23 protein-coding genes are annotated in these 26506 nt (G+C 59.3%); 14 read left to right on the forward strand and 9 right to left on the reverse strand.

What is annotated here, in order from left to right; genetic code table 11:
- The first annotated feature begins 9 nt into the window (after positions 1-9).
- The 5 genes from M9Q49_RS02505 (at position 10) to M9Q49_RS02525 (ending at position 4826) form a co-directional block, all read left to right on the forward strand.
- Positions 10-1533 carry a pectate lyase gene (locus tag M9Q49_RS02505; RefSeq protein ID WP_254507070.1) on the forward strand — a complete coding sequence of 508 codons (1524 nt, stop codon included), beginning with the start codon at positions 10-12 and terminating at the stop codon, positions 1531-1533.
- A 55-nt stretch (positions 1534-1588) separates the two neighbouring features.
- Positions 1589-2803: a hypothetical protein gene (locus M9Q49_RS02510; protein WP_254507071.1), complete on the forward strand. Its 1215-nt coding sequence runs from the start codon at positions 1589-1591 to the stop codon at positions 2801-2803.
- Positions 2804-3241 (forward strand): RipA family octameric membrane protein, encoded by a 438-nt coding sequence (locus tag M9Q49_RS02515; RefSeq protein ID WP_254507072.1) that lies wholly within the window; start codon positions 2804-2806, stop codon positions 3239-3241.
- Positions 3242-3335: 94 nt separating this feature from the next.
- The gene (locus M9Q49_RS02520) at positions 3336-3827 is read left to right on the forward strand and encodes a hypothetical protein (RefSeq protein WP_254507073.1); all 492 of its coding nucleotides are present in this window, start codon (positions 3336-3338) and stop codon (positions 3825-3827) included.
- A 192-nt stretch (positions 3828-4019) separates the two neighbouring features.
- Positions 4020-4826: a hypothetical protein gene (locus M9Q49_RS02525; protein ID WP_254507074.1), complete on the forward strand. Its 807-nt coding sequence runs from the start codon at positions 4020-4022 to the stop codon at positions 4824-4826.
- 31 nt (positions 4827-4857) lie between these two features.
- On the opposite strand, the gene M9Q49_RS02530 is transcribed toward M9Q49_RS02525, so the two are convergent.
- The 3 genes from M9Q49_RS02530 to M9Q49_RS02540 all read right to left on the reverse strand — a co-directional run bounded on the left by M9Q49_RS02530 (position 4858) and on the right by M9Q49_RS02540 (position 9338).
- Positions 4858-6993, reverse strand: a complete 2136-nt coding sequence (locus tag M9Q49_RS02530; protein WP_254507075.1) for a prolyl oligopeptidase family serine peptidase — start codon at positions 6991-6993, stop codon at positions 4858-4860.
- A 71-nt stretch (positions 6994-7064) separates the two neighbouring features.
- Positions 7065-7940, reverse strand: a complete 876-nt coding sequence (locus tag M9Q49_RS02535; protein WP_254507076.1) for an SMP-30/gluconolactonase/LRE family protein — start codon at positions 7938-7940, stop codon at positions 7065-7067.
- A gap of 12 nt (positions 7941-7952) precedes the next feature.
- On the reverse strand, positions 7953-9338 hold the full coding sequence (locus tag M9Q49_RS02540) for a CCA tRNA nucleotidyltransferase (protein ID WP_254507077.1): 1386 nt from the start codon (positions 9336-9338) through the stop codon (positions 7953-7955).
- Positions 9339-9360: 22 nt separating this feature from the next.
- Between M9Q49_RS02540 and M9Q49_RS02545 the strand changes: the two genes are divergently transcribed.
- The 7 genes from M9Q49_RS02545 (at position 9361) to scpB (ending at position 17650) form a co-directional block, all read left to right on the forward strand.
- The gene (locus M9Q49_RS02545; RefSeq protein WP_254507078.1) at positions 9361-9696 is read left to right on the forward strand and encodes a rhodanese-like domain-containing protein; all 336 of its coding nucleotides are present in this window, start codon (positions 9361-9363) and stop codon (positions 9694-9696) included.
- A 46-nt stretch (positions 9697-9742) separates the two neighbouring features.
- Positions 9743-10204, forward strand: coding sequence for a RidA family protein (locus M9Q49_RS02550; protein ID WP_254507079.1), 462 nt, complete (start codon positions 9743-9745; stop codon positions 10202-10204).
- A 102-nt stretch (positions 10205-10306) separates the two neighbouring features.
- Complete coding sequence (locus M9Q49_RS02555; RefSeq protein WP_254507080.1) at positions 10307-11452, forward strand: MraY family glycosyltransferase; 1146 nt, start codon at positions 10307-10309, stop codon at positions 11450-11452.
- Complete coding sequence (locus M9Q49_RS02560) at positions 11449-13842, forward strand: O-antigen ligase family protein (protein WP_254507081.1); 2394 nt, start codon at positions 11449-11451, stop codon at positions 13840-13842. The genes M9Q49_RS02555 and M9Q49_RS02560 overlap by 4 nt, the downstream gene beginning before the upstream one ends.
- A gap of 17 nt (positions 13843-13859) precedes the next feature.
- Positions 13860-15020, forward strand: coding sequence for a DUF1573 domain-containing protein (locus M9Q49_RS02565; protein ID WP_254507082.1), 1161 nt, complete (start codon positions 13860-13862; stop codon positions 15018-15020).
- Between the two features lie 48 nt (positions 15021-15068).
- Complete coding sequence (locus M9Q49_RS02570; protein ID WP_254507083.1) at positions 15069-16742, forward strand: multiheme c-type cytochrome; 1674 nt, start codon at positions 15069-15071, stop codon at positions 16740-16742.
- The gene (gene scpB, locus M9Q49_RS02575; protein ID WP_254507084.1) at positions 16742-17650 is read left to right on the forward strand and encodes an SMC-Scp complex subunit ScpB; all 909 of its coding nucleotides are present in this window, start codon (positions 16742-16744) and stop codon (positions 17648-17650) included. Before M9Q49_RS02570 ends, scpB begins: the two co-directional genes overlap by 1 nt.
- 10 nt (positions 17651-17660) lie before the next feature.
- Here the strand turns inward: scpB and M9Q49_RS02580 are convergent, their stop codons facing one another.
- From M9Q49_RS02580 to infA, 6 genes are all read right to left on the reverse strand, one after another.
- Positions 17661-19589 (reverse strand): AAA domain-containing protein, encoded by a 1929-nt coding sequence (locus M9Q49_RS02580; RefSeq protein WP_254507085.1) that lies wholly within the window; start codon positions 19587-19589, stop codon positions 17661-17663.
- A gap of 12 nt (positions 19590-19601) precedes the next feature.
- Entirely contained in the window at positions 19602-19823 is a 222-nt protein-coding gene (locus M9Q49_RS02585) for a hypothetical protein (RefSeq protein WP_254507086.1), read from the reverse strand.
- Complete coding sequence (locus M9Q49_RS02590) at positions 19801-20334, reverse strand: type II toxin-antitoxin system VapC family toxin (protein WP_254507087.1); 534 nt, start codon at positions 20332-20334, stop codon at positions 19801-19803. The genes M9Q49_RS02585 and M9Q49_RS02590 overlap by 23 nt, the downstream gene beginning before the upstream one ends.
- Positions 20316-21608, reverse strand: a complete 1293-nt coding sequence (locus M9Q49_RS02595; RefSeq protein ID WP_254507088.1) for an outer membrane protein assembly factor BamB family protein — start codon at positions 21606-21608, stop codon at positions 20316-20318. The genes M9Q49_RS02590 and M9Q49_RS02595 overlap by 19 nt, the downstream gene beginning before the upstream one ends.
- Before the next feature lie 128 nt (positions 21609-21736).
- Entirely contained in the window at positions 21737-22363 is a 627-nt protein-coding gene (locus M9Q49_RS02600; protein ID WP_254507089.1) for a pyroglutamyl-peptidase I, read from the reverse strand.
- 128 nt (positions 22364-22491) lie between these two features.
- A complete protein-coding gene (infA, locus tag M9Q49_RS02605; RefSeq protein ID WP_254507090.1) occupies positions 22492-22713 on the reverse strand; it encodes a translation initiation factor IF-1 in 222 nt (73 codons plus the stop codon).
- Positions 22714-22950: 237 nt separating this feature from the next.
- Here infA and M9Q49_RS02610 point away from each other — a divergent pair, with 237 nt between their 5' ends.
- A complete protein-coding gene (locus tag M9Q49_RS02610; RefSeq protein ID WP_254507091.1) occupies positions 22951-23961 on the forward strand; it encodes a hypothetical protein in 1011 nt (336 codons plus the stop codon).
- Between the two features lie 169 nt (positions 23962-24130).
- On the forward strand, positions 24131-26458 hold the full coding sequence (locus M9Q49_RS02615) for a DUF1592 domain-containing protein (protein ID WP_254507092.1): 2328 nt from the start codon (positions 24131-24133) through the stop codon (positions 26456-26458).
- Positions 26459-26506: the final 48 nt, after the last annotated feature.

The following is a 26506-nucleotide window of genomic DNA, read 5'->3' on the forward strand; positions in this document are numbered from 1 at the left end:
GGTGCTTCCATGAAACGGGCGATATTTTTGACCATGGCGGTTCTGGTTTGTGTTGTGCGAGCAGCAATCGCGCAGCAAAATCCGACACCTGCCGAAGTCGAGCAGACACTGGTGAAAGTCGTCAGGTTCGCGCACGAAAAAGTCGCGCGAAACGGCGGCTATGTTTATTTGACCAGTTCCGATCTTACTCTGCGTGAAGCCGAGGGAATCCCCGGGCCTGATACGGTGTGGGTTCAGCCGCCCGGCACACCGGCCGTCGGCGCCGCGCTGCTGCGGGCTTATCAGGCCACCGGCAACGAGGAGATCCGCCAGGCCGCGTATGCCTCGGCGCTCTGCCTCACGCGCGGGCAGTTGCATTCCGGCGGCTGGTATTACCAGATTCATTTTGATGCCGACGAGCGGGCCAAGTGGTCGTATCGCCGCGATCTCGCTGGCAAGGCAATTCCAGATCCCACGCCGCTAGCCACACGTCAGTCGACCGGCGGTTGGGCCGATTGGAAACAGCGGAAGGTGAAAGGAAATCAGACGACCTACGACGACGATGTAACTCAGTCGGCGATTCGCTTGCTTGTCGAATGGGACGGCGAATTGCAATTTAAGGACGCCGAGATTCACGATGCGGCGATCTACAGCCTGCAGTCGCTCATCGGCGCGCAGTATCTCAGCGGCGGGTGGTCGAGTTCCTGGGATCGCTTTCCGGAAAAATCGCCGAGCTTGAAGCTGTATCCGATCAAGCAGGCTTCGTTTCCTGAGTCGGTCTCGCAAACCTGGCCGAAAGATTTCACCGGTTGTTATGTGCTCAACGATAGCCAGATGTCGAATTGCATCGACACGCTGCTGCTCGCCTGGCGGACGTACAAAGATGAAAAGTATCTGGCCGCGGCGAAAAAGGCTGGCGACTTTTTGATTCTCGCACAGTTGCCTGAACCGCAGGCGAGTTGGGCCCAGCAGTACGATGCGCAGATGCAGCCTTGCTGGTGCCGAGCATTCGAACCGCCAGCCGTGACCGGTGGCGAATCGCAGAAGATCGTCTTGTCGCTCATCGCGATCTACGAAGCGACACAGGACAAAAAATATCTCGCGCCGATTCCGGCAGCTCTCGCCTGGTTCAAGCGATCGGAACTCCCTGGCGGGAAGCTGGCGCGGTTTTATGAAGTGAAGACCAATCGGCCGATCTATTTCGAACGCGGCCCCGGCGGCAAGGGGCATGTCTGGACCTACAGCGACCAGAATATCGCCGATGGCTATGGTTATATCGTCAGCTCGAATCTCGAATCACTCGAGAAGAAATATCAGGACGCTCTCGCCGGCAAGTCGCTCGTAAAAAGGCCTGGCGGTAGCGGGCCATCGGCAACTCGTGTGCAGGAAATCATCGCCGCGCTCGACGACCGCGGCGCGTGGCTCGAAAAGGGAACGATCCGCGATGCCGCTGGGAAAAAGGTTGATCCAGCGGGCGGAATTATCAAGAGCGAGACGTTTATCAAGAACTTGGACGTGCTGACCGCCTTTGTGCGGTCGGCAAAGAGCAAGTAAATTGCTGAGTTCGCTACTGCATGCACGATACTGTACGCTCGCAATTGAAACTCACATGGCCATCGATACTCCCGCAAAACTTGCCATCCTCGGCGCTGGGCCGATTGGACTCGAAGCAGCTCTCTACGCCCGCTTTCTGGGCTACGACGTCGTTATTTTTGAACAAGGCCGCGTGTGCGAACACGTGCAGCGATTGGCGCACGCCGGTTTGCTCTCGCCGTTTGCAGAGAACTCTTCGCCGCTCGGCTTGGGGGCACTCACTGCGCAAGACGAGAACTATCAGCCGCCGGAAGCAACCACGCTGCTGACGGGCCGGCAATGGCTTGAGCGTTATTTGCAGCCGCTGGCCGATTCGGATTTGCTGAGCGATCACCTGTTCACGAACACGCGCGTGCTGGGCGTTGGCAAGGAGCAAGTGCGGAAGACGGATCTGGAAGCGGATCTGCCCGAGGGTGATGAGCGGGGCGATTGGGCATTTCGAATTCTGGTGCGCGATGTTTCGGCTGGCGGCGAGGGGAATGAGCGAATCGAAATGGTCGATGGCGTGCTCGATTGCACGGGCGTCGCCTCGCAGCCGAACTTTGCCGGCCATGGCGGCTTGCCGGCGATCGGCGAACTCGGGCTGCGCGACAAAATTGTTTATCACTTGCCTGACGTGCTCGAAGCCGACCGTGGTCTGTTTGAGGATCGGCACACACTGTTGATCGGCGAGGGCTGCGATGCAGCGGCGGCCGTGGTGCTGCTCGACGAATTGCAGCAGCAATCGCCGGGCACGCGGTTCACTTGGATCACGAGTCACGAGCACGAACCGAGCGGGCCGATCGATCTGGCGAAGAGCAGCAGTTCGCCGGCGCGGCAGCGGCAGGCCGAAGAGGCCAATCGCATCGCTCGCGAATCGCAGGCGTGGAAATGGGGAACGCACCTCGAGGGAATTCGCCTCGAGCCGAACGGCAAGTTCAGCGTGACGCTCTCTGGGCAGATCGCTGGCGAGCAGTCATTCGATCGCGTTTTGGCGCTCGTCGGTTATCGCGGCGAGACAGCGCTCTTCAGCGAATTGCAGATTGCCGTGGATCCGATTCACGGCGGCAATGATTCAAAAAGCATCAGCCGCGGCGAAGCAAATTATTACGTGCTCGGCAGCAAGACGGCGGGCCGAAACGCGGAGCAGTTTTCATTCGCGGATGGCATCGCGCAGATTCGGCAGGTCTTTGCGATCATCGGCGATCGTGAATCGCTCGATCTGTATGCTCAGCGGACGGAGCTGAAGTAAATGACCGAGCCACCGCCGCCCGTGCCGTCGTCGCCGGATGAGATCAACCGCATCTGGCAACACGGCATGCACGAGGAGCGGCTGTTTCACGACCGCCTCAACTATTTCTCGGCGATGCAGATCGGGCTGCTCGGCGTGTTTGCGATTTTGTTCAACAAGGAACCGGCTCTCGGCGTCTTCGTGCCGCTGACGGTGATCGCACTCCTCTTCACGCTGTTATGGTTGTGGGTGCAAGTGCGACACTGGCGGTATTGCGTGCATGTGAACGAGCAGATCAAGCGCTGCGTGCCGGAGTATGGCCGAACGGTGCAGGCGTTTGCAGCACCGGGGCGCAAGGACGGCTTGTCGATCTCCCGGCCGCTGGCGATCGCCGTGCCGTTGCTGTTCTTTGTGACTTGGATTGCCCTGTTTGCCGGGGTTTGGCTGCGGGCCAAGTGAGTTCTTGATGCGTGGCCAAGAAGTAGCGATAAATCGCGAATAACCAGCAAACAGTCAACCGTTGGCTGGAGATCGACACAAGCGGAGATTTCTGGTGGAAACCTTACTTACGCTGATGGGTATCGCCTTTATCGCTTTGGTGCTGGCGGGCGTAGCGTTGGTGATTTTCAACCTGGGTCGAATGCTCGAAGACGGTGCCTCGGCGAAGGATTCGGGTATCACCTTCACCGGCAGCAGCTCCTCGGCGGGAGACGATTTGTTCCAGCAGAATGTGCTGCACAGCGGCATTTCATTTCCCTCGGACAGCACTTCGCCGAGCGATCCGCATCACATGCACGATCCGCATCATCATTACGGCCATAGCTCCTATCCCGATTCGGGGAGCAGCTTCCATCATCACGACACGAACTCGAGTTCCAGCTTCGAGAGTTCAAGTCATGGCAGCCACAGTCACGACAGTCACAGCCACGGCAGCAGCTTTGATAGTGGCAGCTCGAGTTTCGACTCCGGCAGTTCGAGCTTCGACAGCGGCTCGAGTTTCGACAGCGGCTCGAGTTTCGACAGTGGCAGTCATGGTCATCATTAGTCGCTGCGATATTTTCAATGCTCCAAAACCGTAAGCACGCGGGCTGACAATCCGCACAGCCGTTACGAGCTGCACTTTGGCGGGGCCGCAACGACGCATTCCTTCGGGGGAGCGGCGTCGTTTTTCAGCATCAGGCATCACACGACCTATAGTTCAGGGAGCCGACATTACGTCAGCATTCCAGGTGACACGATGCATTCATCCTCCGAACAACGCAGTGCGTTTCGCATTCAGATGCCCGATGGGCAGAAGCATGCGTCGCTGCGCGTCGAGGGCCGATCTGTCGATGTGCATCTGGTCGATGCCTCGGCGACGGGAGTGGCGGTTGCCTGTCCGCTGTCGGTCACGCTCGACATCGACGATCGCGCTGAGTTGCACACGGCAGCCGGCGGAGGTTTGATTCGCATCGTTCGTAAGGAAATCTTCTCCGACGGTGTGCTGCTAGGCGCCGAACGGATCGGTGATCTGTCGGAAGCCGAAGGTTTTCTGGCGCAACTCGGCGAGTTGGCCATGTGGCCGCTGCGCACCTTCCAAACCGGCCACGTGGTGGCCAAGATTGGCGTGGTCTCGGCCGTGGTCGCCATTGGCGGCGTGGCCGCGGCGTTCTGCTTTGGCTGGGAGTGGATGGCGAAGACATCGCGGCCCATCACCGTGGAAGTGCCCGTAGCAACAACGCAGCCTGCGACCGCAGAGATTCAAAATGTGCTGAAGCAGGTCGAAGTGCTGCTGCCAGCGACTCCGCCAGTTTCGGAAAGCGATCAGCGAGCGCGGCGGATTCTCGAACAACAGAAACAACTACTCACGCCGGAAACGATCCGCCGCTTGCGATTGACTCCTTCGCAAGAGAGCCAGATTCAACGCTCATTGGATGCCGCCAAAGCGGCCGCCGATGCACCCAGCCAAGATTCTTGGGAAGCGATCCGCCGCAGCGAAACTCAGATCCTGAAGGTCCTCACGCCGACGCAAATCAAGATCTGGCGTCAGCAGAGCGGCACCTAAGTTTGTCCGTTGTCGCGCTGCGACAACGCTGCTACTTCTTCGGCTGAAAATCTTTGTCGCCGAATTGCCATAGTAGAAAACTCCACACGTCGGCGAGTTCGGCCTGGCGTTGATCGCGCGTCGAACCGATGCCGTGCCCCGCGTGATAATCGACGCGAAACAGAACCGGTTTGCCGCTGCCGGTCGCTGCCTGTAGACGAGCGGTGGTCTTGGCCGAAATCCACGGTTCCACGCGCGGGTCATTCGCGCCGTGCGTCAGGAGCACGGCGGGATATTTCACGCCGTCGCGAATCTGATGCAGCGTGCTCATGGCGAGTAATCCACGGAACTCATCTTCCTTGGTCGTGGTGCCGAACTCGGGAACATTTGGCGGGCCGTTGAGCGTCGTTTCGAAACGGAGCATATCGGTGCAGCCCACGCTGATACGTGCCGCGGCAAACAGATCAGGCTGATCGGTAATCGCGCGGCCGATGAGAATGCCTCCCGCGCTGCCGCCTTCGCCAGCGAGCTTGGATGGGGATGTGTATTTCTTGGCGACGAGATACTCTGCGCAGGCAATGAAGTCTTTCCAAGTGTTCGGCTTGGTTAGCTTTCGCCCCGCGTGATGCCATTCCTTGCCAAAAGCTCCACCGCCGCGGATGTGCGCAATGGCCAGCACACCGCCGCGCTCGAGCCAGGCGAGATTGGTCGGCCGGTAGTTCATCGAGGCGGTAAAGCCATACGCGCCGTAGCCCGAAATGAAGGCCGGGTTCGAGCCATCGAGCTTGATATCGCGGCGATGCAAGATCGACAGCGGCACCTTCACGCCGTCGTGGCTTGGCACCATCACTTCGGTCGAAGTGAGCCAATCGGGAGCGTCGAATTTGCCGGCTGGCAGCAACTTCGTATCGACGAGATTCTTCGTGGTCGGTTCATAGAGGTAAAGATTGCCGGCCCGAGTCCACGATCGCGTGCCGATGAGCACGTTGGTCATATCAGGCCGAGCTGCTACCACATTGGCAGCGGGTTCGTCGGGGAGCAGATCAAAATGCTCCGCGGGCCCCGCGAAGCCACGCAGATTCTTGGTGAACGGCAGTCGCAAAATCTTGTTCGGCACGCCGGCGAGCACTCCGACATAGAGCGCATCTTGCGCCACGGCCAGCGAATCGACCACTTGCTCGCCGGCCGGCACGATGACATCGGCGGTTGCAAACTTCGGCTCCGTCAACAAGGTCCGCACGACCTTGAACCGCGGCGCCTCGCTCGCCGTGAGCAAATAAATCTCATCTCCGTGAACCGCGTACTCCGTCACTTGATCGCGACGGTCGCAAACTTTCGTCCAGCGCACATCCTTCGTGCCGAGCGTCTTCTGCTCGGTGGCATACAACGTGAGATCGGTCTCGTCGCCATGCTTGATCTGTCCGATGGCCCAGCGCGAACCAATCGGCAGAATGACGGCAGGAAAATCCATCTCCTGCATTTCCGGTGAACCGGTGGCGCCCTGCGCGAAGATCAATTTGTCTTCGCCCGTCTTCGTACCGATCTCGTGCAGCCAAGCCTGCGTAAACTTGTAGCCTTCGGTCGCGGGCGCATCGGTGGGAACATCACGCCGGCGACTGTATACAAACCCCTTGCCGTCGGGCAACCAATCGGGCCGGGCGTATTCGGCTTCGAGGCGATCGATGCTCTCGGGGAGATCGCTGTTCGTCGGCCGATCGAAAATTTTCAGGGTCGTTTGCTCAGAGCCCGAGGCGGCAAAGCCGTACAAAATCTGCTGGCCATCGGGCGACACGCGATAAAAGCTGAGGGCAAAGTGCCCGCCACCTGCCGGCTTCGTGAATTTCTCCGGATCGATCAGCTTCGCTTCACCGCTGCTGCCGTTGACATACAGCTTCGTCACATTTTCGCTGGCCAGTTGCTTGAAATAAAACAACTCGCCAGCGGGAAGAAGCGTGATGTCGCCAATCGTAAATGGCTTACCAGCATCGAGCACTTTGATTCGTTCCAGCAACTTCGCCCGGCCCGGCAAAGTCGACAGCGTCTGCGATGCGTAATCAGCTTGTCCCTTCACCCAGGCCTGCACTTCTGGATTCTTGAAATCCTCCATGTAGCGATAGTGGTCGGTCACTTGCGTGCCGAAGTGCGTATCGACAACCGGTTTGACGGGGGCAACAGGAGGTTCGGCCATGAGTGCAGAAGTGAAAAGGACAAGCAGCAAAGATAGAAAGCGATTCGACATGAGTATGTTTTCTGAAAAGATTATCGATTTTGTTGCCATTCGAGGCCGGGCTTGTCGACGCGAAATTGAACGAGTCGCCGATGTTCGACTTCCGTGACATAGACCGTCCGGCCGTCAGAACCGCCGAAGCACAGGTTGCTCGGCTGTTTGCCGAGGACGTCGATCTCTTTAAGTACCTCACCTTGCGGCGAAAGTTTCACGACCGTCCCTTTGCCATAGCGAGTGATGTAGAGATTGCCATCGACATCGACGCGCATGCCATCGAAGCCGTGGTCTTCGAATTGCTTCACAAGCTTTCGTTCGCCGAGCGTGCCGTCGTCTCGAATCGGAAAGGCCCACACGCCCCGCTGCGCGCTTTCGTTGACGTACAGCGTCTTGCCGTCAGGACTCACATCGATTCCGTTTGTCGTGCCGAGGTCTTGAGCGAGACGTTTGATTTCACCCTTCGTCGAAATCCGCCACAGTTGGCCAGTTCCTTTGTCCCAGGCAGGATCGCTGGCGAAGAGCGTGCCATCGGCGGCGCGGGCCAGATCGTTTGGTTGATTCAAACCATCATCGTGGGCGAGCACCGTGATCTTCTTCGTCGCCGGATCGATCTGCAGCACGTTGTGGCCGACGTAATCGGCAACGTACATCTGGCCCGCTTTATCAAAACGAATGCCGTTGCCGATGCTCTTACCTTCGAGCCGCACGAAGATCTCACCTTTGCCGTCGGGCGTGACACGGCCGATCGTTCCTTGCTCGGCAAAGTTCACCGCAAAGATGTTTCCCTGGGCATCGCATGCCGGTCCTTCGATGCCGGCGGTGAATTCGTTCGGCTTGGTCAGCGGCGTGGCGACGAAGAGTTTATCGGTGGGATCGGCGGAGAGTAGAGCAAGCAGCAGGAGCAGATGCATGGTGATTCTCTCTTAAGATGGAACTGCAGCAAGCTTGCTCGCCATTTGCAGCGCTTCTTCGGGCGTGTTGATCAGGCTTTCGAGTTGGGCGTCGCGAACCTGGTCGAGGATGATGCGGAACTGCGGACCGGGGGGCAAGCCGAGAAGTTTTAAATCCTCGCCGTTGATGAGCGGCAACGGATTCATCAGCGCCGCAGGCAAATCGAGCATCCGATTACAGAGATCGAGTTCCATCGGATTGGGATCAAGGACGCTGGAAACGGCTGCGGCAAAATCGAGAATCGACTCGACGCCGGGCGTTGCCAATAGCCGCTGCAATTTCGGCCAGGTGAATTCGCTCGCGCGGCGCAGCAACGGTTCCTCGCGCAACAGCCGTTGCACTTGGGTCAGCTCTTCGACAGAGAGTTTCAAGCGACGGCAGACGAGATCGACGAGCTGCGCAAGCGCGTCGGGCGTTTCTGCCAGCGGCCGCAGCAATAAAGCGAGTCCCTGCGGAAACGTTGGCGCTTGGAGTCGCTCGAGCATCGTCAGCGTTTGTTGCCAGGCCTGCGTGTGTACGCCGCGCGCTTCGGGGAGGATGATTTCGAGGAGTTGCGCTTGGCTGAGGAGTTCCACGGCGAGGCGGCGACGCTCGAGCGTGAGCATTTTCCGCAATTCTTCGGCGATTCGCTCGGCACTGACGATCACCAGTTCGTTCGATTGCTCTTGCACGGCAGCGAGAGTCTTGTTTTCAATCGTAAAGCCGAACTTCGCGGCGAAGCGAACCGCACGGAGCATCCGCAGCTTGTCTTCGGTGATGCGATCGCGGGGCACACCGATGGCGCGGATCACGCCGGCTTGCAGATCATCCTGGCCGCCGACGTAGTCGATCACCTGCTCCACCACGGGATCGTAAAACAGTCCGTTGATGGTGAAGTCGCGCCGCTGGGCATCTTCCTTGGCATCGCTGAAGGTCACGCTATCGGGATGTCGGCCGTCGCTGTAACCTGCGTCGCGGCGGAACGTCGCTACTTCGATTTGCCCGGCTGGTTTGGGACCGAGCACGGTAATCACGCCAAACGCCGCGCCGATTGGCAGCGAACGGCGATGGCCGAAGACATCGCGCACTTGCTCGGGCCGGGCACTCGTGGCGACGTCATAGTCCTTCGGCATGATGCCGAGCAACTGATCGCGCACGCAGCCGCCGGCCCAGAGGGCTTGATGGCCGGCATCGCGCAATTTGCGCACGACCTCGACAGCGAATTCACGGGCGGCGGTGGGATCGACAGCGGGCAAGGCAATCCTCGGCAATTCCAGCGTGATGAGCCGTGGGAAGGGAGTTTCGGCGGGCGAGGGCTTCGTTAGAATGACATGCTCGTTGTTACCTGACAACACGTGACAGCGTTCTTCAGAAGACAAATCCCAACCAGCAAAGTTCGCGATGTCTGCTACGTTACCGATCGAAATCGATGTCACCTCCGTCAAAGAACTCCTCGATGCCGGCAGCGACTTTCTGCTGCTCGATTGCCGTCAGCCGGGCGAATATCAAACGGCGAACATCGCCGGCGCGACGCTGATTCCGATGCGCGAGATTCCCAGCAAGCTCGCCGAACTGGGCACGCAGGACAAGCACATCGTCGTGCATTGCCACCACGGTGGCCGGAGCTTGCAGGTGACTCACTTCTTGCGAAATCAGGGCTTTGCCAACGTGCAGAATATGTCGGGCGGTATCGACGCGTGGTCACAGATTATCGATCCGACGGTCCCGCGATACTAAACCGTTAGGCCAACACCAATACAAAACCTTTTCTCAGGAAACAATCATGAGCGCTGAAGCCAAACTCGTTGAACTCAAGCTGGAACTTCCCCCCGCGCCGAAGGCGATGGGCGTTTACAAGCCGATCGTCATCCTCGGCAACACGGCATATGTCTCGGGGCACGGCCCGCTGAAGAGCGATGGCTCACTACTCGTCGGCCGCGTCGGCTCCGAGGTCGATCAGGCCGCGGGTTACACGGCTGCGCGGCAGACGGGCCTCGCCATTCTCGCTACGTTGCGGGCGAATCTCGGTAGCCTCGATCGCGTGAAGCGGGTGGTGAAGACGTTGGGCATGGTCAACTGCACGGCTGACTTCGACAAGCATCCGGCCGTCATCAACGGCTGCAGCGAACTGTGGCGCGACATCTGGGGCGCCGATCACGGCGTGGGTGCTCGCAGCGCCGTGGGAATGGGTTCGTTGCCAGGAAATATTACGGTGGAGATCGAAGCGATCTTTGAATTAGCATAGGAGGAAGCGTTCAATCTGTAGCTGAATTCGCCAGAATTCAGTTGCCTCCATCAGAACGGATTCTGCGTCTGAATTCTGGCGAATTCAGCTACTTGAGAACTCATGCCTTTTCGCCAAATCTGCGTCCTCGTTCTCGGCAGCGTCTTGCCGGGGCTCATTGTTGCGCTGTTGGCGACGTATCTCATGCGCTGGCTCAGTCCGCGCATCGGGTTGATCGATCAGCCGAATGCTCAAAGGAAAGTCCACACTTCGCCGGTGCCGCTCGGCGGCGGTGTGGGCATTTGGTTGGGAGTGATCGGGACGTTTGCTGTCGCGCAACTCGCGCTGTGGTTCGTCATGTCGAACGGCGAGCTAGATAAGTATGTGCCGGATTTTGCCCGGCCGCATTTGAACGGCATGCTGTTGCAATCGCTGAAACTCTGGGTGCTGCTCGCGGCTGGAACCGCGCTGATGTTCCTCGGCTTGGCCGATGATCGCTACGGGCTGTCGTGGCAGTTGCGAATGGGAACGCAGTTTGGTGTGGCCGCGATTTGTGTTTTTTTCATTCCAAGTCTGCAACTGACTGCGTTCATCAATCAGCCGTGGCTGACGGGATTGCTATCCGTTGTGTGGATTGTCGCGCTCATTAACTCGTTCAACATGCTCGACAACATGGACGGGCTTTCGGCGGGGATCGCGGCGATTGCGGCCAGCTTTTTAGCAACCATTATGCTCACCGGGCCTAATCCTGAAGGGAAAAGCCCACAGCTATTCGTGGCCGGTTTTCTGCTGGTGCTGGTTGGTTCGCTGCTCGGTTTTTTGTTCCACAATCGCCCGCCGGCGAAGATTTTTATGGGAGACGCCGGCAGTTACTTTGTCGGTTTCAACATTGCGGTGGCCACGTTGCTGGCCAGTTACACGGGCTATCGGGGCGAGACTCGGCATGCGATTTTGGCCCCGCTGTGTGTGATGGCCGTGCCGTTGTACGACCTGGTGACGGTCATTTTCATCCGGCTACGAACGGGCCGAAGTATTTTTTCAGCCGACAAGAACCATTTCTCGCATCGCCTCGTAGAGCTAGGGTTAAGCCGGCCGCAGGCGGTGCTGACGGTCTATTTGACGACGGCTACGTGCTGCCTGGCCGGCCTGCTGCTTCATCAAGTGAAAGGGCTGTTCGGAGCGGTTATCTTGATGTTGATTGTAGGCTGCATCCTCTCCTTGATTGCCATTCTGGAAACCACCGCCAGGCGAAAGATCAACCAGCCATGAAACGCCGTCGGGGTCAACACGCCGAAGAAAATCATCCCACCGCCGAATCCGCCGCCGCGGCCGAGCGACTCGATGCGATCTTCATGTCGTATCTGCGGCCGGCGATTCTGGCCATTGCGACTGCGCTGCTCGTCTCCACGCCGCTGATCGCCAGCGAGTCGGTCATTTCGGAAGGAGCCTTTGCCACCTGGCACGTCATGTGGCTGGCCGTAGCGGTGATCTCGCTCGTCGGCTCGGCGTTCTTCACCAGCAACGCGCAGCGCTGGAGCTGGGCCGATCTGCTGGTGATCTTGCTCGTCGGCTGGCATGTGGTGAGCGCGGCGATGTGCGATGGCAACATGCGGAACGCCTGGAATGCGACCTGGCAGTGGGGCGCGTACGGCGCGATCGCGATCATCTTCCGTCAGCAGTTGACCTCGGCGCTCGAAACGCGTGCGCTGGTCGTCGTGCTACTCGCGCTGGCCGTGGGAGTTTCATTGCATGCGTATTACGACTACGGCGTGCTCAAGCCGCAGTTGCGAGCGCAATTTGAAAAGGATCCGGAGAAGTTCTATAAGCAGATGGGAGCCGATCCGGGTTCGCCGACGCGGGCGCATCTCGAAAACCGCATCAAGAGCGTCGAGCCCACGGCAGAGTTTGCACTGACGAACTCGCTGGCTGGTTATCTGCTGCCGTGGTTGATTTTGCCGCTCGGCATTGCGTTCTGGACGGTGCAGAAGGAAACCAATTGGAAAGTGATTGGCACTTTTCTAGGAATCGCGCTCCTCATCTTTGGGGTGCTGTTGCTGACGAAGAGCCGCACGGCGGTTCTCGCTGCGGCGGGCGGCTGCGTGCTGCTCCTCTTATATGGTCGTCGTTCAGGCTGGCGACTCGATTGGCGTTGGCCCGCGGGAATTGCAGCGGCAGCGGTGGTGCTCGGACTGATCGCCGTGGCAGCGAAGGGACTCGATGCCGAGGTCCTCAGCGAATCGCCGAAGTCGTTGCTGTACCGCATCGAGTATTGGCGAGGCACGGCGGGCATGATTGCCGATGCACCGCTGTTCGGCGTCGGACCGGGCAATTTCAAAGAGCGTTATGTCAATCACAAGCTTCCCGAAGCCAGCGAAAGCATCACCGACCCGCACAATTTTTTGCTGGAGATCTGGAGCACGGCCGGCACGCCAGCGCTGCTCTTGCTCATCGGCCTGATGGTCGTCACGGCCTGGCAAGTGAGCCGACGTTCTGCCGTGGTTAGCGGCGAACTCGCTCTTCCCACTGGATCGGACGGCAAGATCTCAGCCGCCGAAGAATTGAAGATCGGCCACTTTGCGATTTACGCGGGCTCGGTGCTGGGGCTGTTGCTTGCCGGCATTCTGGGGTTCGTGGTCATGGATCCGCTGGAAACCACGCGCAGCGGAGTGCTCGAATCAAGCCCCGAGGCAGCTCTGGGCATTCCTCTCATTTGGTTGAGCGCGTTCGTTTCGTTCATCGTTTGTTTCGTCGGCTTGCAGGAGTGGGTCAATCGGGGCGAACTGCCGCGTGCCGCCGTGGTGATTGCTCTGATCGCCCTCCTGGTGAATCTGCTCGCCGCCGGCGCTGCGATCTTTCCGGGAGTGACGAGCGCGGCGTGGCTCCTGTGGGCGATCGCGCTGCAGCGCGATGAACCGACGGAAAAAACTCTCGCCGCCGAGCCGGCAACAGCATGGAAGCCCGAGTGGACGAAGTACCTCTCCGTCGCGGCGGGCATGTTGTTTGTGGCCGCACTGATTGGTTGCTACTACACCGAATATCAGCCGGTCCTCCAAGGACAAATGAAGATCCTGGAAGCCATTTCGGCCCGCGATCAGCAGCACGTGTCCGAGGCCGCCACGCGGCTCGACGAGGCGATCGCTGCCGATCCGTGGTCGCCGATGTCGCGGCGGTTGCTTGCCGATTTTCGCTTGCGGCAGTGGCTCGGCCAACCCAGGCCGAAGGCTTGGGGGCCGTTTATCGATGCGATGGAGCTGTACGAAAAATCGTCGCCCCACCATTTCTCGCAGCATGAAGAACGAGGCCAATGGCTCCTCCTGGCCGGGCGAAAAATCAAAGACCCCGAGAAGTTGAAGCTCGCCGCCGAAGCCTATCAGAAGGCGATCGACTGTTATCCCAACTCGTCCATGTTGCACGCGCAACTGGCTTCGATCCTGGCTGAAATCGGCGACAAAGATCACGCTCGCAGCGAAGCCGATGAAGCTGCCCGGCTCGATGCCCTTTGCCCGCACAGCGAACTAAAGTTAGAAAAGAGAGTGTTGTTCGATCCGCCACCGTCACCGCATCAAACGACGGATGGCAAATTGCCAAGTGCGGCTACCGTCGTCGCTGAATTACGTGGGAAGACTCCTGTTCCCCAGCCCCCAGTTCCCAGCTCCTAGCCCCCAGTTCCTCCCCCATGAAAACTTTCGCTCTTATCGCGCTGTCACTCATCGTGGGAATCGGCATCGGCCTGGCCGCCACCCGGCGGGAGTTTGCTCACGATCAATTACCAACAGCAACTGAGCGCAAGGAAGTGACGGATAACAACGGCGCGAAGTTGGTCATCGAAGGCGGCACGGCTTACAACTTCAAAGAAATGGATCGTCACGCCGAAGGCGAACATGAGTTCATCTTTCGCAACGAGGGAACCACGCCCATTGGTTTGAAAAAAGGGCAGACGACGTGCAAGTGCACGATGAGCGAAATGAAAGACGGTGATCTGCAGCCCGGTGAATCGGTGCCGATCAAACTGACGTGGACTGCCAAGACGGGCGAAGCCGATTTTTCGCAATCGGCCGAAATCATCACGACAAACTACCCTGCCATGCCCGTCGTGCGGTTGCATGTCTACGGAAAGATCATCGATGCCCTGCGCACCGATCGCGGCGGCAATCTATCGCTCGGTACGATTTCGACCAGCGAACCGATTGTCGGTCGTTTCAAGGTCCATGCGTTCCGCGGCGATGAGCCACTGCAAATCGTCAAGCATGAGTTTTTGACCGCCGAGCACGCCGATGCTTACTCGGCTACTTTTCGTCCACTCACACCAGAAGAAGTAGCCGCCGAACCAAACGCCAAATCGGGCGTCGAAGCGACTGTTCACATCAAGTCGGGCTTGCCCCTCGGCAGTCTCAGCCAGGCGCTTCGCTTGAGCACCAACCTTCCCAACACGGCGCCGCTGACTGTTGCCATCGAGGGACGGATTGTCGGCGACATCATGCTGGTCGGGCCCGGTGTGGTCAGCGATCAGAACATGATTCGCCTGGGCGACACACAGTCCTCCGTCGGCAAGAAGGCGCAGTTCCATGTGCTGGTCAAAGGTCCGCATCGCGCCGAAACGACACTCAAGCTAGCCGATGTCGCTCCGGCGGGGGAACTGCAAGCAGTGCTAGGAGAAGCTTTGACGGATAATCCGCAAGTAACGCGCTACCCTTTGACGATCACAGTTCCGGTCGGCGCCAAGCCGGTCGTCAATCAGGGAACCGTGCCAGGCGAAGCTGGCATCGTGCGGTTGACCACAACGCATCCGCAGATTCCCGAGTTTGTTATCATCGTGCGGTACGCGGTCAGAGAATAAGCAGCCGTCGGCTGCCAGCAACGGAGTTCGCTAGCAAGGACGTCATGCATGCAAGCCAGCCAACCGTTGATCCGCCGCGTTCTTCTCATCAGCATCTTCACGTTGCTCGGCAGTGTGCTATGGCTTGGTTGTCAAAAGCCGGCGCCGCCTCCACCTGCTCCACAACCCGCGCCGCCCGTCGCGCCTGTTCCGCCGACGCTGGTTCCTCCAGAACCCAAGCCGCCGGAACCAGCCAAACCGATCGAGCAACCGGCTGAACCGCCCAAAGAAGTGCCCACGCCCAAGGATCCATCGGCTGAAACGCCGAAATCAACGGCCACGCCGAAGTTGCCGCTGTTCGAAGGCTGGCCCACTCCCAAGCTCGTGCTCTTCGTCACCGGCCAGCAACAGGGATACATCGAGCCCTGCGGTTGCACTGGCCTGGCCAATCAAAAAGGTGGCCTCGCCCGCAGGCAAACCTTGCTGAGCGAACTGCGCGACAAAAAGAAATGGCCCGTCGTTGCCGTCGACGTCGGCAGCCAAAGCAAACGCTTTGGCCGGCAGTCGGAAATCAAATTTCAACGCACCGCCGATGCGCTGCGTTCGATGGGTTACCAAGCCGTCGCTCTCGGCGCCGATGATTTGCGGCTGACTGGCGGCGAGTTGCTCTCGGCGACGAACCCCGATCCCGACAAGCCGAGCATGTTCGTCAGCGCCAACGTCGCCGTCATCGGCCGCGAACTGCAACCGACCTTTAAAGTAGTGACGGCTGGCGGCAAGAAGATCGGCATCACCAGCGTCCTTGGCGATACGTTCGAACAGAAGCTCGCCGGCGACGATGTTGTTCACGAACCGGCCGCGGCTGCGCTGGAAAAAGTCAGCGCGGAACTGAAGGCCCAGAATTGCGATCTCTACGTCTTGCTCTGCCACGCCACGCTCGACGAAAGTCGCAAGCTTGCCGCCGGGGCACCGCTCTTTGATCTCGTCATCTCTTCGGGCGGAGTCGGCGAACCGACGCTCGAGCTCGAAGAGATTCCCGGCTCGAAAGCGCTGATGGCCCAGGTCGGCACCAAGGGGATGTATACCGGCGTGATCGGTTTGTTCGATGGCGACGCGAAGAATCGTTTTCGTTATCAACGCGTGCCGCTCGACGATCGCTGGAAAGATTCTCCCGAAATGCTGCAGCTGCTCGCCGATTACCAAGATCAGCTGAAGAACTTCGGCTTTGCTGAATTGGGTTTGAAACCGCAACCGCATCCCACCGGCCGGCAGTTTGTTGGCAGCGCAAAGTGCGGCGAGTGTCACACGAAAGCCTTCGAGGTGTGGGAGACATCGGCCCATGCTCATGCGACCGAGTCGCTCGTCAAGCCGCCGAACGAACGTGCTCACATCGCCCGGCATTTCGATCCGGAATGTCTCAGCTGTCACGTCACCGGTTGGGAACCGCAGAAACATTGGCCGTTTGCTTCGGGCTATCAATCGCTCGAAAAGACGCCGCACCTCAAAGGCCAAGGCTGTGAAAACTGCCACGGTCCCGGTTCCGCGCACGTCGCTGCCGAAAGCGGCGCCGAGCAACTGATGGAAGCGGAAATGAAGAAACGCCGCGACGACATGAAGCTGCCGCTCGCTGCCGCGGAAAAGAAGTGCATGGAGTGCCACGATCTCGACAACAGCCCCGACTTTCATGTGAAGGGGGCGTTCGAGAAGTACTGGAAGCAGATCATGCACAAAGGGCACTATTGATGCCCCGCAAAGCTTCTGAACCAAAAGCCACTCCGAAAAAAGCGACGTCGAAGTCGCGCAAGGAAGATTCGCCGAAAGAAGAATCTCGCAAGGAACAGCAGCTGCGGCCGCCGCGAATTCTGGCGATCGAGGAGACCGATCCGAGCGAAGTCGCCGAGTCACTAGGACTCGAGCAATTCGCGGATCCCGACGACGCCGGGCTGTCGCTCGAAGAACTCGGCCAGGCCTATGCCGCGCTGATGACGCAAGGGACCGATCCCTACGAAGCAACCGCGCCGCCGCCAGAACCAACCGCTGGTGCGGTTGAAGGCGAGGCCGCGCCTGCCGCCGCCACGGATGACGAACCGCTGGAAGTGATCGCCGGCGATGACGAACGCTCGGCCGAAGTCACGCCGCAGACGATTCTCGAAGCGATGCTCTTCGTCGGCCATCCGCTGGGCGAACCACTCACCAGTCAGCAGATCGCCAGCTTGATGCGCGGCGTGCGAGCAGCTGAAATCGACGAGCTGGTGCAAGAGCTCAACGAAGGTTACGAGCGCGATGGCTCGGTGTATCACATCACTTCCGCCGGCGCGGGCTATCGTTTGCAACTGCGCGCCGAGTGGGGGCCGATCCGTGATCGCTTCTACGGCCGAGTGAAAGAAGCTCGCCTGTCGCAATCATCGGTCGATGTGCTGGCCATCGTGGCCTATCAGCAACCGATCAGCGCCGATGAAGTAGAACGCCTCCGCGGCAAACCGAGCGGCGCCGTACTGTCGCAACTCGTCCGCCGCGATCTCCTCGGCTTGAATCGCCCAGAACCAAAAGCCGCGCCCCTCTATCACACTACCGCGCGGTTCCTTGATCTCTTCGGCCTGGATGATCTGGATGAACTGCCGCAAAGCCTCGAAGGCGAGAAGGGCTTGTAGTCGAGCGCGATTACTCCATCTCTTCCCACACCGTGTGATACGCGCCGATCTGTTCGAAATATTCAAGCAGCCGGCCATAGAACGGATGGCCGCCGATGGTGGCGCTGTCGCCGATGACAATCAGCTTGCGTCGTGCGCGGGTGAGAGCGACATTCATCCGGCGCACATCGCCGAGAAAGCCTATTTCGCCGGTACTATTGGAGCGGACGAGCGAAATGATCACCGCTTCTTGCTCGCGCCCTTGAAAGCCGTCGACCGTGTCGACTTCGCAACCGTCAGTATCGTCCGCAGCCGCCAGCTTTTCACGCAGCAATCTCACTTGAGCTGCATAGGGAGAGATCACGGCGATTTGCGCGGGCGCCAAGCCTGCTGCGATGAGCGCGGCGACTTTGCGTACGACGAGCGCGGCTTCCTCGGGATTGCGGCGACTTTCGCCATCGGGCTCGAGCTCTTCGCTGTAACTTGCGCCCGCCGTATCGATGAAGTCGACCGGCATTTCGGTGAGGGGCGAACGCTCGATGTCCGGCAAATCGCAGAGCAGATGCGCGGCGACATCGTCCGGCGCGGTCAGTTCACCCGCATAAAACTCTGCCGAAGAGAAATTCGCGATGGCAGAGTGCATGCGATACTGCACCGTCAATCGCCGCGAGATGAGCGGCTGACCATAGCGCTTGATGAGTCGCTCTTGCAGGCTCAGGCCAAAGCCTTCCTTCGTCGCTTCGGTCGAAACGACGGTCGGCGGCAGCTGGCAGTGATCGCCGGCGAGGATCAGACGCTGCGAGCGGAGCAGCGGAATCCAGCAAGCGGGTTCGGTCGATTGGCAGGCTTCGTCGATGACGGCGAGGTCGAACTGTCGCGGCCCGATCACTTCGTGATCAATGCCGGTGAGAGTGACGCAGAGGACCTGTGCGCCGTCGAGCAACTCGGTCACGACTTGATCTTCGATCCGCCGCGCATCGGCGATGAGCTCCTTGGCTTCTTGCCGCATCTCGTATTTCATACCCGGCGGCGGCTTAGCTCGTTTGAAACGGCTGGCTTGATCGCGCAACTGACGAGCTTCTTTCAGCAAGCGGCGGGCGACTTTCAGATCGGGATGATTTTCGACGAGCAAGTCGAGCGTATGCTCGCGCAGTTCCGGCAGCACGCGGGCTGGATGACCAAGGCGGACTGCCTTTACACCCAACCGCAGCAGGCGTTCGAGCAAGTTGTCGACGGCCAGGTTGCTGGGTGCGGTGGCGAGCACTTTGTCGCCGCGGAGAACCGCTTGATGGATGAGTTCAGCAACCGTGGTGGTCTTGCCGGTTCCCGGCGGACCGTGGATCACGGCGAAGTCTTTGGTGGAGAGTGCGAACTCAATCGCTTCGCGCTGCGAAGGATTCAGCAGCAGAGCATTGCCTGGATCGATGAGTGGGACCGTCTTGCCAAACTCCGGAGGCCGAGCGCCGAGCAACGTTTGTTGCAAGTCGAACAGACGTCCCTTTTCGCTGTTCTGCGCTTTGGTCAGAGCGGACCGCTGGCGATCGCGAGCCACTTCATCGGTGGCGAGATCGATCCGCCAGGTGGGCCGTTCCGATTCGGTCTCGGGCGAGAAGGCGAGGGCCACTTCAATCGTCTGCCGATCGCGACGACTGACTAGGCCCCGCAGCGATTGGCCATCGTCGACCTTTTCCTCGGTCAGCAGAATCGGCGAGCCGGTGTTGAGTCGCGTCCAGGGCAACTGCAGCGACAGATCGCGTTTGCCGAGCGTCACCAGCGCTCGGCCACCGAGGCCCGTAGTTTCATCGCGGATTGTCAAACCGACCAGGCTCGCGCCGGTTCGCTCCGCTTCGGCGGGCGACATTCGTTGCAACCGCGCGCGAGCAATGGCAGCTTCGGCGGTTGCTTCCTGCTGTAGACAGCGGAGCAGTTTCGAAAAGTGTTCGTCAACGAATTTGGGCATGCGCGCGGCTGCTTACCGCGCAGCTGGCGTAGAAGGTGTTTCGGGAGCGACAGGATCGAAAGGCGGAGGAGTCTTGCGATTGATTTTACGCGGCGTGATGTTGGCAACGGGATGATCGGAGCTCTTTCCCTCGTCGGCCAGGGAACGCAAAAGTTCTGCCAAATCACCGCCGTGCTCAGCCAACAACTGCTCACGTACCGCGTGGAGTTCCTCAAGGATTGGATTCGTCGACATTTTCAGGATCTCCCAAGAATTGCGCTGGGGTGCAGATCAGGAGGCCTGACAATCCCAACTCCGCGAGCAATCGGTACAGGCGTGGCAGCATCGTCGCGTTAGCAATGTGTCGACAATTCTGCGTCAGTAAGTATTGTACTCCGCCAAGTGCCGCAGTGGCCACATGCACTGCGTCGACTTGTGCTTTAGGCGGCAGAAGCGAACGAGTCATCAATTCTTTGACAATCTCATTTACTTCGAGATTGTCCGGAAGTAACGGCACATCGGCGAGCAAATCGAGCCGTGCTTTCGCAGCTACAGAGTCTCCGCGCCCGGCTTCTTTCAGAACCAGACGCGAAGTTACGACTTGATACTTCGGCCGCTGCTCCTGCATCCAGCGCCGCGCCTGATCTTGCAATACCGCGATCTCAGGAACTTTGCTGGGCCAGGCAGTCGCATGGCTGATAACCGAAGTCTCGATGTAGACCGTGTCCATCGCTAAATCGTAGTCCGCTACTTCGTCCCCAAGCAATACAACCACTCCTGCCGTTTGCCGCCTTCGCGTGTTGCCGTGCGATGAAAGATCTGGCCGCCGACGACGGCGGGGCTGGCGAACGATTCGCCGCCGAGTTGGTTTTCGGCGACGATCTCCAGCTTGTCGGGATTCGGCTTGAAGACGTAGTGCATGCCGAGCTCATTCGCCCAGTAGATGTGTCCGCCGGCGAGCACCGGCGATGAACTGACCGGCCCTTTCAAGCGTTGCTTCCACATCTCTTCGCCGTCGCTGCCGCGCCAGCAGAAGAGAACTCCCTGACCGGTGAGAGCATACAGATAGCCGCCCGTCGCGAGCATCGACTGCTCGTAGCACTTTTGATTGTTCTTCCACAACACTTCGCCGCTGCCATCGGCCCGCACGGCGAGCGTCTCGGATTTGGGATAGCCGCCGCTGGCAAAGACAATGTCTCCTTCCCATACCAGCGTGCCGCAGGTGGCGGCTGCAGTGCCGGGGGCCTTCCACAACGGCTTGCCGGTGGCGGGATCGTACGAGCAGACTTCATCGGCGCCGCTGATCAGCAGTTGATCTTTGCCCGCGACATGCCCGACAACTGGTGAGGAAAAGCTGATGTTCCTTTTGCGCGGCGTGCGCCACACTTCATTGCCGGTCGCGCGATCGAAGGCTCCGATAAACGCCGAACCGTTCCACTCGGCGGCGACAATCACCGTGCCGCGATAAATGACCGGCGACGGCGCGTAGCCATATTCGTACGGCTTGCCGTCGAAGTCGCCGAGAAACTTCCGCCACTGCTCGTGTCCCTGCAGATCGAGAGCGATCAACTCGATTTTGTCGTGATGATAGTACACGACGAACAGCCGTTCGCCGTCGCTCACGATCGTCGGCGTGGCTTCGGTGTTCTTGGCGTGGTTCCGCGCAGGAAAGCCGCCGCGGCTGATTTCTTTCAAACCGACTTGCTTGCCGGTCGCGCGATCAAAGGCAGCGATCGAATGTACCTGCTCCTTTTCATCTGCCGTCGAAAGATAGATGCGATCCTTGACGATCGTCGGCGACGAATGACCGCGGCCCGGCACTGGGACTTTCCAAACGACATTGGTGCTGTCGCCGAACTTGATCGGCGCGCCGCCAGCCGCAATGCCGTTCCGCTGTGGCCCGCGCCACCAGGGCCAATCGGTCGTAGCCGAGAGTTTGGGAAAATCGGCGATTCCCTTTTCTTGAGCAATCGCTGCAGGAGCCAGCAACCCGGCGAGTAAGATGGCCTGCAGAAAAGAAAGAGAAAGAGCACGCGGCATGAAGCACCTGGTCGGTCTAGCGTTAGCGATCGAATCGATCATAGCTAAACGGCTCGAAGCGGCACAACCTTTCAGCGGTTGCGGATTTCAGCGCGGAGAGTCGTCGGATCAATGCGCCACTGCGTTGATCAGGCAATCGCTTCGGCTTGCTCGAGTTCGCTCAAGATCAGTCGCAGCGCTTCCACACAGCTGGACGTGGGGAGGCTGGCCGCATCGCCGCGCTCGTGTAGCACTTGCTCGGGGCTGTGCGGGAGATGGACAAACGCCGATTGCGTTTTCAGCTTTTGTTCGGCGGCGATGTGCTGCGCGAGATAGTAAATGCCGTTACACAGATAAGTGCCGGCGTGATACGACACCTGCACGGGAATATTGGCTGCGCGGATCTTCGCGGCCCAGGCCGCCAGTGGCAACGTGGTGCGATAGGCCGTTGGCCCGTCCGGCACGAGAGGCCGAAAATCCGTGGGGGATTGACCCGCTTCGCCAGCAACGTTGATGGCGAGGGCTTCGAGATGGATGTGCGAAGACCCCGGCGCCTGGCCGAGATGAATTGAGTAGTCGTAATTCGCCGACAGGTCTTCCAGCAGTTTGCCGCGAGTCTTGGCAAAATCGACGGGATAGCGGCGCGTGACGACGCGCGGCGACGTTGGCAACTCGCGCGTCAGCGCCACCAATGCTTCCCAGCTGGCATTGGTCGGCCAGCGGTCATACGGCTCAAAGGCAGTGATGAGCACGGTCTTGGGCGCGACGGCAGTCATGGGCAGTAGGTTGCTGCGGTTGCGCAGCGCTCGCAGGACGCGAAATGAATTACCAGACTATAGCTTGGATCCGAGCCGATTGCGGCGGATCGCCAGTGGAGATTCGCGTCCTTTGCCTGATCCCCGCTTTACCGTTCCCGGTAGACAATCCGACCCTTTTCGAGGTCGTACGGGCTAAGTTCAACGTTCACTTTGTCGCCAGGGACGATACGGATGAAATTCTTGCGCATCCGGCCTGCCACGTGGGCCAGCACTTCGCCACCGGTCTCAAGCTGCACGCGAAACCGCGTGTTTGCCAGCGCTTGCGTCACCACGCCGGGGACGATCAGCGCTTCTTCTTTTTCCGCCATTCACACTCTCCAAGAAAATCCAGCCAGGCGGCCTGACCGGGTATTCCCGATAATAAACTAGGTCCGCAATCACTGGCTGATAATCTGTTAGTATTACGGCAGAAATCACTTGCGTCCAGTCAGTTGGAGAGAATTCGCTTACCCGCGGCTGCCAGCAGCGGTACTTTTCTCCTTCTAAATTCGCGATTTTCCGCCCTGTTTTTCGCCCGGCGCTGGCAGCGTCGCATACGAAGTTGCATGCCCCGTCACGTTGTTGTCCGCGCCGCGAACCGCCTTCATTTCGGATTGTTCGCGCTCGCTGCCCAAAACACTGCGCAGCCCGCTGCCCAAAACGCTGCGCCGGTGGGAGCGAATGAGGAGCGAAGTTACGGCGGCGTGGGAGTGATGGTCGATTCGCCGCTGAGCCTGACTTTGAATATCAGGCCGCGTGAAGTGGTACGTAAAACGGACTCCCCGCTCGCGGAACGGATTCAGGTCTTCGCTCGCCGTTGGTCGGATTTTTATTCGCGGCCGATCGACGATGCGGAGATCTTTCTCACCAATCACGCGCCCGACCACATTGGCTTGGGAACAGGCACGCAATTGGGTTTATCGATAGCCGCCGGGCTCGCGGCTTTTTTTGATCTGCCGGTGCCGCCGATCGAAGAGTTAGTTCGCAGCGTTGGTCGCGGCACTCGTTCTGCCGTCGGCGCGTATGGTTTTTCAATGGGCGGTTTGATTGTCGATCGCGGCAAGTTGCCCGGCGAGTTCCTCGCGCCGCTCGATTGCCGTTTGGAGATGCCCGCTGACTGGCGATTCCTGCTCGTTCGTCCGCTGCAAGGAACAGGCTTGGCCGGCGAATGCGAACAGGTTGCCATGGACCAGGCCGCTCGCAATCTGGCCCCGCTCACGGAAAAGCTCGTCACCGAAGCCCGCGAGCATTTGGTTCCCGCTGCCGCGACGGGCCAGTTCGCCGACTTCGCGGCCAGCCTCGGCCGCTACTGCGAAACGGCTGGGCAGTTTTATGCCGATGTGCAAGGCGGACCATTCAACGGCCCGGTTGTCACCGCGCTCGCCGAGAGGATTCGCTCGTTGGGATACAACGGACTCGGTCAAAGCTCCTGGGGACCGACGCTGTTTGTCGCCTGCGAGAACGAATCAGCCGCTCAGTTGCTAGCGACTAAACTCCGCGGCAGCGAATCAACCGCTCCGATCGATTTCGCCATCGCCCGCATCTGCAATTCGCCGGCCAGCATCACCGTTCAATAGCCGCCACCGCCCTCGCGGCGGTCGTTCACCGGCTTCTGCACGTTCGGCAGTTCCGCGTCAGCGCCGAAAAATCCGTGAACATTCCGCCGCCGTTTGCTAGACTCAAACCTTCACGCCTAGCACCGTCGCCACTCACCACAGCGGCGAACCATTCCCACCAGGTTGGCGCATGATTTCTCACTCTTTCCTCCGTGCTGCTTCGTTGTTGTTATTCTTCGCGCTGATAACTTTTGCGCAGGCCGAAGAGCCGAAGAATTACGACGGTTGCACAGCCACCGTCGATCGGTATTTTCTTGACGAAGTATGGGCAAAGGTCGGTTCGCAAAAGTGTCTGACCTGCCACAAAGAAGGTGGCGACGCCGAAGAGAGCAAGCTGCTGCTGCTCGATCCGCAGCGAGCCGTCGGCACGGCGCAAGATGCCGCTCACCGGCACAACCAGGCCGCTTTCGCCCGCATCGCGAAGATGAAAGAAGGGAAGGACTATCGCATTCTGCAAAAGATCGTCGGCGGTCTCGACCACGGCGGTGAAGTGGTCCTCCCCGCCGATTCCACCGGCTACAAGATTGTCGCCGAATTCGTCAAACGAACGAACGACCCGCATGCCGGTTCTTCAAGCAAACCGAGCGTGGAACTTGTCGAAGAGAAGAACGCGCCGCCGTTCTTCGCCGGCGTGGCGATGCTCGACGATCGCCGGCTGTTGCGGCGAGCCACGCTCTCGCTCGCTGGTCGCTTGCCAACGACAGCCGAAGTGGAACGGGTGCAGAAAGAAGGTCTGCAAGCCGTTCCTGCGATTCTCGACGAAGTGCTGAAAGAAGATGCCTTTTACACTCGGCTGCGCGAGGGTTTCAACGATATCTTTCTGACGGTTGGTTACGACGACGGCGCCGAATCGGCGTTGGCCTACGATCACTTCAGCAAGACTCGCAACTGGACGCAGAACCACGATCTGAGCCACATCGAGAACGAGAAAGAGCGCACGCAGGCCCGCTACAAAATCTCCGATCAATATCGCGAAGCTTTGCTCCGCGAACCGATGAAGCTGGTCGAGCACATCGTTCGCAACGACCGTCCGTTCAGCGAGATCATCACGGCCGACTACATCATGATCTCGCCGTTCACCGCCCGCGGTTACGGCATTTACGATGAGCTGAAAGACAAGTTCAAAGATCCCGACGATCCGTTCGAGTTCATACCGGTCCGCCTCAAAGCCCTCGTCGGTCGAGAGAAGAGCCAGAATCAGGAATCGGCCACCGGCTTTTATCCGCACGCTGGCATCCTCAGTACCTTTCAATATCTCCGCCGTTATCCGACGACTGAAACCAATCGCAATCGCCTGCGGGCGCGAATGTACTTTCAACATTTCCTCGGCATCGACGCGCTCGAACTTGCGGCTCGAGTTTCTGATGCAGCCGCGGTGACGGCGAAGTTCGAAACGCCTACGACACAAGCGGCCGAGTGCGTGGTTTGCCACAAAACAATCGATCCGATCGCCAGCCTCTTTCAGGATTACTACCACTTCGAAGGCGTGTACGGCCGGCGAAAAGGAGGCTGGTACAAAGACATGTTCCAAGCGGGCTTTGAGGGAGAAGAGATGCCCGCCGAAGAGCGTTGGCGGTCGCTCCCCTGGTTGGGCGAGCGCACGGTGAAGGATCCGCGGTTCGCGGTCGCGATGGTCGAGCATGTCTATTACATTCTCACCGGCCGCAAAGTGCTGCTGCCGCCCAAGGATCTCGACGATCCGCTCTTCACGGCCAAACGGCGGGCTTATCAAGAGCAACGCAAACTGATTGAGAACACCGCGCAGAAGTTTGCTGGCAACAACTTCAATCTCAAGGGCGCATTCAAGGATCTGGTGGTTTCGGACTTCTATCGAGCGGATGGTTTAGCAACTTCCATCGGCGATCCCGCCCGCCGCGCCGAGCTCGATGACATCGGCCTGGTGCATTTGCTCACGCCGGAGCAAGTCGAACGCAAAACCGGCGCGATCTTCGGTCAACCCTGGGGCCGCCTGCGCGAACAGATGGCCATGCTCTACGGCGGCATCGATTCGAAAGAAGTTACTGAACGGGCCGCCGATCCGAGCGGCGCGATGGGCGCGATTCAACGCATCCTGTCCAACGACATTGCTTGCCGGCAGGTGCTGAAGGATTTTGCTCGTCCGGCGAGCGAGCGTTTGCTCTTTCCGCATATCGAAGCGACCGTGTTGCCCGGCGAAAGCGACGACGGAGACAAACAAATCCGCCAGGCCCTCGTGGAATTGCACGAACGAATCCTCGGCCAATACCTCGCCGTCGACTCGGCCGAGATCGATCGATCGTTCAAGCTATTCGCCGGTGTCGTGGGCGATGCGAAGGATCGCAAGGGAGTCGAAAAAGTCGAAGCCTATCACTGCCGCACTCACGTCCCCGATGCGCCGAAGGATCCGGAATACACAATCCGCGCTTGGCGCAGCGTGGTGACCTATTTGCTGCGTCGACAGGAATTTTTGTACGAGTGATTCCATTGTCGTCGTTCGCTCCGCGAACGATGTATCGAGGTTGAACGG

It is taken from the genome of Anatilimnocola floriformis (assembly GCF_024256385.1).
Lineage (GTDB): Bacteria > Planctomycetota > Planctomycetia > Pirellulales > Pirellulaceae > Anatilimnocola > Anatilimnocola floriformis.

What these genes read in the sequence shown, in the direction of transcription:
- scpB (WP_254507084.1), top strand. Translation starts at nt 16,742, where the DNA reads ATGCCCCGCAAAGCTTCTGAACCAAAAGCCACTCCGAAAAAAGCGACG.
- M9Q49_RS02545 (WP_254507078.1), top strand. Translation starts at nt 9,361, where the DNA reads ATGTCTGCTACGTTACCGATCGAAATCGATGTCACCTCCGTCAAAGAA.
- M9Q49_RS02510 (WP_254507071.1), top strand. Translation starts at nt 1,589, where the DNA reads ATGGCCATCGATACTCCCGCAAAACTTGCCATCCTCGGCGCTGGGCCG.
- M9Q49_RS02585 (WP_254507086.1), bottom strand. Translation starts at nt 19,823, where the DNA reads ATGTCGACGAATCCAATCCTTGAGGAACTCCACGCGGTACGTGAGCAG.
- M9Q49_RS02530 (WP_254507075.1), bottom strand. Translation starts at nt 6,993, where the DNA reads ATGGCCGAACCTCCTGTTGCCCCCGTCAAACCGGTTGTCGATACGCAC.
- M9Q49_RS02610 (WP_254507091.1), top strand. Translation starts at nt 22,951, where the DNA reads ATGCCCCGTCACGTTGTTGTCCGCGCCGCGAACCGCCTTCATTTCGGA.
- M9Q49_RS02565 (WP_254507082.1), top strand. Translation starts at nt 13,860, where the DNA reads ATGAAAACTTTCGCTCTTATCGCGCTGTCACTCATCGTGGGAATCGGC.
- M9Q49_RS02570 (WP_254507083.1), top strand. Translation starts at nt 15,069, where the DNA reads ATGCAAGCCAGCCAACCGTTGATCCGCCGCGTTCTTCTCATCAGCATC.
- M9Q49_RS02515 (WP_254507072.1), top strand. Translation starts at nt 2,804, where the DNA reads ATGACCGAGCCACCGCCGCCCGTGCCGTCGTCGCCGGATGAGATCAAC.
- M9Q49_RS02525 (WP_254507074.1), top strand. Translation starts at nt 4,020, where the DNA reads ATGCATTCATCCTCCGAACAACGCAGTGCGTTTCGCATTCAGATGCCC.
- M9Q49_RS02535 (WP_254507076.1), bottom strand. Translation starts at nt 7,940, where the DNA reads ATGCATCTGCTCCTGCTGCTTGCTCTACTCTCCGCCGATCCCACCGAT.
- M9Q49_RS02560 (WP_254507081.1), top strand. Translation starts at nt 11,449, where the DNA reads ATGAAACGCCGTCGGGGTCAACACGCCGAAGAAAATCATCCCACCGCC.
- M9Q49_RS02505 (WP_254507070.1), top strand. Translation starts at nt 10, where the DNA reads ATGAAACGGGCGATATTTTTGACCATGGCGGTTCTGGTTTGTGTTGTG.
- M9Q49_RS02580 (WP_254507085.1), bottom strand. Translation starts at nt 19,589, where the DNA reads ATGCCCAAATTCGTTGACGAACACTTTTCGAAACTGCTCCGCTGTCTA.
- M9Q49_RS02550 (WP_254507079.1), top strand. Translation starts at nt 9,743, where the DNA reads ATGAGCGCTGAAGCCAAACTCGTTGAACTCAAGCTGGAACTTCCCCCC.
- M9Q49_RS02615 (WP_254507092.1), top strand. Translation starts at nt 24,131, where the DNA reads ATGATTTCTCACTCTTTCCTCCGTGCTGCTTCGTTGTTGTTATTCTTC.
- infA (WP_254507090.1), bottom strand. Translation starts at nt 22,713, where the DNA reads ATGGCGGAAAAAGAAGAAGCGCTGATCGTCCCCGGCGTGGTGACGCAA.
- M9Q49_RS02555 (WP_254507080.1), top strand. Translation starts at nt 10,307, where the DNA reads ATGCCTTTTCGCCAAATCTGCGTCCTCGTTCTCGGCAGCGTCTTGCCG.
- M9Q49_RS02600 (WP_254507089.1), bottom strand. Translation starts at nt 22,363, where the DNA reads ATGACTGCCGTCGCGCCCAAGACCGTGCTCATCACTGCCTTTGAGCCG.
- M9Q49_RS02595 (WP_254507088.1), bottom strand. Translation starts at nt 21,608, where the DNA reads ATGCCGCGTGCTCTTTCTCTTTCTTTTCTGCAGGCCATCTTACTCGCC.